General features: G+C 75.8%; 2 protein-coding genes. One reads left to right on the forward strand and one right to left on the reverse strand.

What is annotated here, in order from left to right; genetic code table 11:
* On the reverse strand, positions 1–3,378 hold a 3,378-nt coding region (locus NBX02_RS19445; RefSeq protein WP_250292498.1), incomplete at its 3' end, for a UvrD-helicase domain-containing protein.
* Positions 3,379–3,627: 249 nt separating this feature from the next.
* Here NBX02_RS19445 and NBX02_RS19450 point away from each other — a divergent pair.
* The coding region (locus NBX02_RS19450) for an AAA family ATPase (RefSeq protein WP_250292500.1) at positions 3,628–7,161 on the forward strand (3,534 nt) is incomplete at its 3' end.

Raw genomic sequence — 7,161 nt, forward strand, 5'->3', positions numbered from 1 at the left:
CTCGAGCGCGGTCTGGGCCGCCGTCCGCAGCCGCGCGAGAACGCCGCGGCCCCGCGCCGGCACCGCGCCCACGAGAGGCCCGGTGGGCGTCGGACCTACCGGAGGGCCGGCCGGTGCCGTCCCCGCCGGGATCGCGGTGCCTGCCGGGAGCGGGGAAGGCGCGGGAATCCCGCCGGCCGGCGTGTCGTCGCCGATGAGCTCCAGCAGGTACGCGACGCCCGGGGTGTCCGCGAACCGGTTGTGGGACCGGCGCTGGAAGGGGAACCCCTGCCGGTCGAGGGCGTCCATCACCGGCCGGGCCTGGCGGGCCGTGCGGTAGAGCACCGCGATGTCGGAGAAGGACAGCCGGGCCTGCTCCGTCCCGTCCACGCCGGTGTCCAGCGCGTGGAAGGACGTGCCGCCCAGGGCCTCATCGATGAGGCCCACGACGACCGATGCCTCGTCGGCCTCGTCGGCGGTACGGCGCAGCAGCACCGGGGCGCTGCGCGGATGGTGCCCGACGGCGCGCAGGGTCCGGCCGGGCACCAGGGTGGCCGGTTCGATCAGGCGGACGGCGGCATCGACGATCATGGGTGTGGAACGGTAGTTGCGGGTCAGCGACACCACCTCCGCGTCCCGGAAATCGTCCCGGAAACGCAGGAAGAAGCCCACGTCGGAGCCGCGGAAGGAGTAGATGGCCTGGTCCGGGTCGCCGATCGCGCACAGGTTCGCCGCCGGCCACGCGCCGGTCGCGCCGTCGGCGGCGGAATCCCCGCCAGCGACGTCCTCCGATGGCTCCGACGCCCCCGGTGCTTCCGATGGCTCCGGTGCTTCCGGTGCTTCCGGTGACGCGGCCTGCCACGGCACCGACCGCGCCGACCGGGCGGGCGAGGCGTCGCGGAAGCGCCCGGCCAGCATGGTCAGCAGGACGTACTGCAGCTCGTCGACGTCCTGGTACTCGTCGACCCAGACGTGCTGCCAGCGCGCCCGGTACTCGTCGGCGACCTCGGGATGCTCCCGCATCGCCAGCACGGGCAGCTGGACGAGGTCGTCGAGGTCGACCAGGTTGCGCGCGCGCAGCCCGCGGTCGTACTCCCGCGCCAGCACGGCCAGCTCGTGCCCGTCGGTGGGCTCCCCGAGCGCGCGGGCACGGCGCAGCCCGGCCAGCGCGCGCCGCAGCCGCTCCAGGTTGCGCGCCCCCGACGCCGTGCCGGCCAGCGCCTCCCGCAGGACCTGCGCGCGCACCGCCTCGTCCGCGACCGTGACGCCGGGCCCCAGGCCGAGCCGGGCGTGCTGCTCCTGGACCATCCGCAGCCCCAGGCCGTGGAAGGTGGTCGCGAAGACGCGCGACGCCTGCTGGGGGATGAGCGCGTCGAGCCGTTCACGCAGCTCGGCCGCGGCCCGCCGGGTGAAGGTCACCGCCAGGCACCGCTCGGCCGGCACCGCGCACTCCCGCACCCGGTACGCGATCGCGTGGACGAGGGTGCGGGTCTTGCCGGTCCCCGGCCCGGCGACGATCAGCAACGGGCCGTTCGTGACGGCCGCCGCGGCACGCTGCTCGGCGTCGAGAGCGGCCAGGACGGACGAGCCGGGCATCTCGGGCGGCGCGCTCGGAAGCGGCGCGCTCTGGAGGGGCACGCCCGTCACGGAACCGGCGGCGGGCGCGTCGAAGGATGGTGGGCCGGCGGCGGGCGGGCCGGAGGGGGGCGTGTCGGCGGCCGGGACACGCAGCCGAGGAGCCGGGCACGCCGGATCCGGCGTGCCCGATGAATCCACGGTGCTGTCCACCGCGGTGCTGCCCACCGCGGACGGGGCCGCGGATAAGGATGCCGGCCGGCCTGCTGGCGCCGGCACGGACGGCGCCAGCGCGGTACGGACGGCGCGGCCTGCCCGACGGGCGGAGCGAGCTCGGGAGCCGCCCGCGGCCGCTGCCTTCTCCCCCGCTGCCCGTTCCCCCGCCGCCTTCTCCGCTGTGCCGCCCGGCTCTGCGCGGCCCGGCTCTGCGCGGCCCGGTGCCGTTGCGGTGGCGCCCGGCACCGTTGTGCCGGCAGGCGGAGCCGTTACACCGGCGGACGATGCCGCTGCGTCGGCGGGCGGTGCTGCCGTGCCGGCGGCGAGGTCGAACAGCGTGCCCGCGTCCGAGCTGAGCTCTTCCGGACGGAAGAGGCGGATGACGCCGTACTCGCCGTCGTACCCGGCCTCGCGGATCACCTCCTCGTTCCGCAGCCGGCGGATCGCCTCCACCAGCGCGGACGAGCCGACCTCGGCGATCGCGTCCAGCGGCACCTCGGCGAGAATCCCCAGCTCCGGGCCGAGCCGGGTGGCCAGCGCCGTGACCTGCGCGGCCACCGCCTTGCTCTTCGGCCCGACCCCGAGGATCTCCCCCACGACCTCGGGCAGCGCCACCAGTGAGCGCACCTCGCCCGCGGTCGGCGGGCGGACCCCCTCGGCGCGGTCGGCGAGCGTGTCCACCCGGTGCAGGACGCCGACGGTCAGCGCCCGTCCGCACTGCGGGCAGCGCCCGTCCGCCTGCCGGGTCTGGCTCGGTTCGTAGCGGACGTTGCACTTGCGGTGGCCGTCGAGGTGGTACTTGCCCTCCTCGGGGAAGAACTCGATCGTGCCGGCGAACCCGTCCCCGGTGCGCAGCGCCGCGAGCATGGCGAAGTAGTCGACGTCGCAGGTGAACGCGGTCGCCTCCCGGCCGAGCATGGGCGGGGAGTGCGCGTCGGAGTTGCTGACCAGGCGGAACCGGTCGAGCCCGGACAGCCGCCAGAACATCGGCGGGTCCGCGGACAGGCCGGTCTCCAGCGCGAAGATGTGGTCGGCCAGGTCGACGTAGCAGTCCTCGACCGCGTCGAAACCGGACTTGGAGCCCAGCACAGCGAACCACGGCGTCCACACGTGGGCCGGTATCAGGTAGCAGCCGTCGCCCGCGCCAAGGGTGATCTCCAGCAGGTCGCGCGAGTCCAGTCCCAGGATGGGACGCCCGTCCGCGGTGAGATTGCCGATCTTCGCCAGGCTCGTGGTGATCCGGGCCGCGGCGTCGGTGCTCGGGGCGTAAAGAAGGTGGTGGACCTTGCGGGTCCGCTCCCCCCGCTTGTAGATCGTGGAGATCTCCGTGGAGAGCATGAACCGGGTCGCCACCCGGCAGGACGCGGGCAGGGCCCGCAGCACGTCCGCCTCAAGGTCGGGGCGCAGCCGGAACAGGCCGGGCTCGGCCGGCACGAGCTTGGTGACGATCTCCTGCGTCCAGGCCGGGTGGGTGAAGTCTCCAGTGCCGATCACCTGGATCCCCTTGCGCGCCGCCCACCAGGCAAGATGCTCCAGGTCGCAGTCGCGGCTGCAGGCCCGTGAGTACTTGGAGTGGATGTGCAGGTCCGCAAGAAACCGTGAGCTCACAGCTGGGTATGTTGTCGCACCCGCGCGCTCGCACACGCGGCGGCCCGCCGGGCCGGGCCATCGGCCCCCCTTCGACAGGTTCCCCCCGGCCGGCTCCCGCCGCCCGTGCCCGCCCGCGACGCCACCCGGCATGACCGCATCCCAGTGGGACGCGTCATTATGGGCACTGCCGCAACGGGATGTGTCCGCCGGTGTGCGCATCCGGCCATCGGAGGAAGCCCTCGGGGGCGGTCGCATCCGGAGGGGACTATGACCGATCAGACGGCGGTTCGCCAGCCGCGCCATCACGACGGGCACCATCACGCTGATCGCCCCGACGAGCGCCGTGACAGCGAGCGCCGGGGCGACGAGCGGCTCGGCGGCGGGCAGCGTCGCGCGGGGCGAGCGGGGCGGCAGGGCGAGGAACAGCCCGGCGAGGAACAGCCCGGCGGGGAACAGCCCGGTGCGGAAAGCGGTGCCGGGCCGCTCCGCGCGGAGTACCACCTCGACGACCGGCGCCGGGCCACGCTGACCGACCGGTGCCACCGGCTGGTCCGGTTCCTGCGGGAGATCGCCCTGGCCCAGGCGCCGCGGGTCACCACGGTCGACGAGCATCCCGCCGTGGTGTGGCTCGACGACCTCCCGGACGGGCTGTCCCTGTTCGAGCAGGCCGGCCCCGGCGAGGTGCTGCTCGCCGCACCCGCCGCGGCGGCACTGCCACCACCGCCGGCGCTGCCCGGCCCGCTCACCGACTGGGTCGTCATGGCCGAGCCGGGCGAGCCGGTCGAGGAGTTCCCGCCGCTGCGCGAGATCGGCCCACGGACCCGCGTCGAACTACGGCCGGACGGCATCCAGCGCGAGATCACCGAAACCATCCGGCTCGCGGACGCGCCCGAGATCCGGGCTGCCTACGCGCAGTGGCTGCCGGCCTGGCGGATCTGGGCGGCCAGGGCCCGCGCGGACGCCGACCGGCGGGCCCTGCACAACGTCCTGCACACGGTGGCCCAGCGCCTGGCGCAGGAGGGCGACGCGCTCGAGCTGGTGCTCTGCACCGGCCTGCTGTCCTGGCAGGTCCCGAGCCCGGTCCCGACGTCGGCATCGGCGTCGGCGTCGGCGTCGGGACCGGCGTCCACGGCGCGCCCGGCAGCCGCGCCCGGCCCGTCCGCGACCGGCATGCCCTCGCTCGACCCGGCGGCAACGATCACATCGGCAACGATGCCGGGCCGGCCGGCGCTCGGCCCGGCGGCGGCACGCCCGTCCGTGACAGGCGGGCGGCCTTCCGCGACGGACGGCCCACCCGCGGCTGTCGAGGTCCGTCATCATCTGCTCGCGACCAGGCTGCTGGTGGAGATCGACGCGGCCAGCTCCGCCATCCGCCTGCGGCTGCCCGCCGAGGCCACAACCCGGCTGGAGGACAGCAGCCTGCTCGACGGGGTGGCGGCGTTCCGGCCGGAACGGACCAACGCGCTGCACGAGCGGCTGCGCGGCCGCCCCGCCGTCTCCCTCGGCTCCGACGACGAGCGGGTCCTGCGCGACTGGCTGACCCTTGCCGTGGACGTGTCCACCGACGGCTACTCGCCGTCCTGGCAGCCGGCGGCGCGGCCCGGCCCGCGCCCGCAGGTGACGTTCGCCCCGGCGTTGGTGCTGCGCGCCCGCGGCCGGGCGGCGCTGCTGAACTACTACGACCAGATGCTGGACGCGCTGCGCGGCGACAGCCCGCCCCCGCTCGGCCTGGTGCAGCTGGTCGAGACGCTGGAGGCCGACGAACGCCTGGCCTGGCTGGCCGCGGGCACGGTGCCTGCCGGAGACGTGCTGCCTGCCGGGGACGCGGCGCCCGGCGGGGACGGCCCGGGCGACACCGCGCCGCTGTTCCCGCTGCCGGCGAACCCGGAGCAGGCCCACGTGATGGAACGCCTGCGCCGGGACAACGGCGTCGTGGTGGAAGGGCCACCCGGGACGGGCAAGACCCACACGATCGCCAACCTGATGTCCGCGCTGCTCGCCGAGGGCAAGCGGGTGCTGGTCACCAGCCAGAAGGCGCAGGCGCTGCGGGTGCTGCGGGAGAAGATGCCCCCGGAGCTGCAACGGCTGTGCGTGTCGCTCACCGACCTCGACGACACCGGTTCGACCGAGCTCGCGGTGAGCATCAGCGCGCTCGCGGCGGAGAAGGCCGCCTTCCGGCCGGACGACCACGACCGGCGGATCGCGCGGCTGCGCTCCCGGCGGGACGACGCCGTCGCACGCCGGGCCGAACTGGCCGAACTGATCCAGCGGCTGCGCGCGGCCGAGGGCGTCCACCACAGCAGCGACGATGTGGCGCCGGGCTGGGAGGGCACCCTGGCCCGGATCGCGGCCCGGGTGCGGGATGAGCACGCCGCCCACGGCTGGCTCCCCACCCCCGTGCCCTGGCCCGCCGCCGGTCAGGACAGCGCCAGCGCCGGTGGCAATATCACCGACAGCGACCGGGGACGCGGCGGCGATGGCGCTGCCGGCGGGCACGGCCCGACACCCGCCAGCGGCGGTCATGGCGGTCATGGCGGTCATGGCGGTCGCAACGATTACAACGACCACGGTGGACGCGGCAGCCGCGGCGAGTATGGCGGGCCGCCGCCAGCACCCCTGGACGCCGCCGAGGCGGCCGAACTGCTCGCCGTGCTGCGCTCCCGCACACCTGCCCGGGCCCACCGGCTCGCCCAGGACCCGACCGATCCGGACCTGCTGGTCCCGACCGGCACGATCCGCCAGCTGCTGGCCGCCGAGCAGGCCGCCTCCTCCGTCGCCCACAACAGCGCGGCCACCCTTGGCGAGCCGGTCGCCGCTCTCGCCGACCGGCTCGCCGGGCTGTCCCCGGCGCGGGTGGACGCCCTGCGGGCGGCCGCCGCGGAGCTGACTGACGCCCTGGCGCTGGTGGCGGGCCATCACACCCGCTGGGCGTGGGTGCAGACGGCGCTCGACGACGCCCTCGCCGGCCGTGACGCCGTGCTGTGGGAGAAGATCGCTTCAACCACGCCGGCCGTCGAGCAGGCCGCCGGCGCGCTCGAGCGGGTCGGGCTGCACACGGTCGTCCTGCCCGCGCTGACCGAGCGGGGGCCCGCGAGCGCGCAGGTGCTGCTCGCCCACGGTGAGGCGCTGCGGGCCCACCTGGCGGCCGGCCACGGCCTGCGCGCCGTCTTCCCCTCGAAGGCCCAGAAGAACGCGGCTCCCCTGCTCACGGAGGCGGCTGTCGACGGCATCCCCCCGCGCACCCCCGACCTGCTCGACGTGGTACTCGCCCGACTGACCGCGCAGGTCTGCCTGGAGACGGCGAGCAGCGCCTGGGCGCTGGTGGACGTACACGTCGACCCCGACGCCGCCCCCGAGGTGCGCCTGGCCCGCCTGCACGATCTGGCCGGCGCCCTCGCCGCGGTCGACCACGCCCGCGGCGCGCGCGACCGCGTCCTCGGCGTCCTGGCCTCCTTCGGCGCTGCCAACACCTCCGCCGCCGCCGGCGCCTTTGGCACGTCGGACGCCCCGGGCACCGCCGTCACGGGCACCGCCGTCACGGGCACCGCCGTCACGGGCACCCCGGCCGCCGGCGGCTCTCTCGGTGTCACGTTCACCGGGGCCCGGGCCTGCCGGGATCTCGCCGCCGCGCTCGAGGACGTCCGGTGGCGGCAACGCGCCGCCGCCGCCACCGCGGATCTCAGCCGCATCCACGGCCGTTACCTGGCGGCGGCCAGGACCGGGACGTCCGCTCCGGAGCTGGCCGCGCTCGCGGGCGCGCTGGCCGCCCGCGACGTCACCGCCTACGAGGCCGCCCGGGCC

It is taken from the genome of Protofrankia sp. CiP1_Cm_nod1, assembly GCF_920888515.1.
Taxonomy (GTDB): Bacteria; Actinomycetota; Actinomycetes; order Frankiales; family Frankiaceae; genus Protofrankia.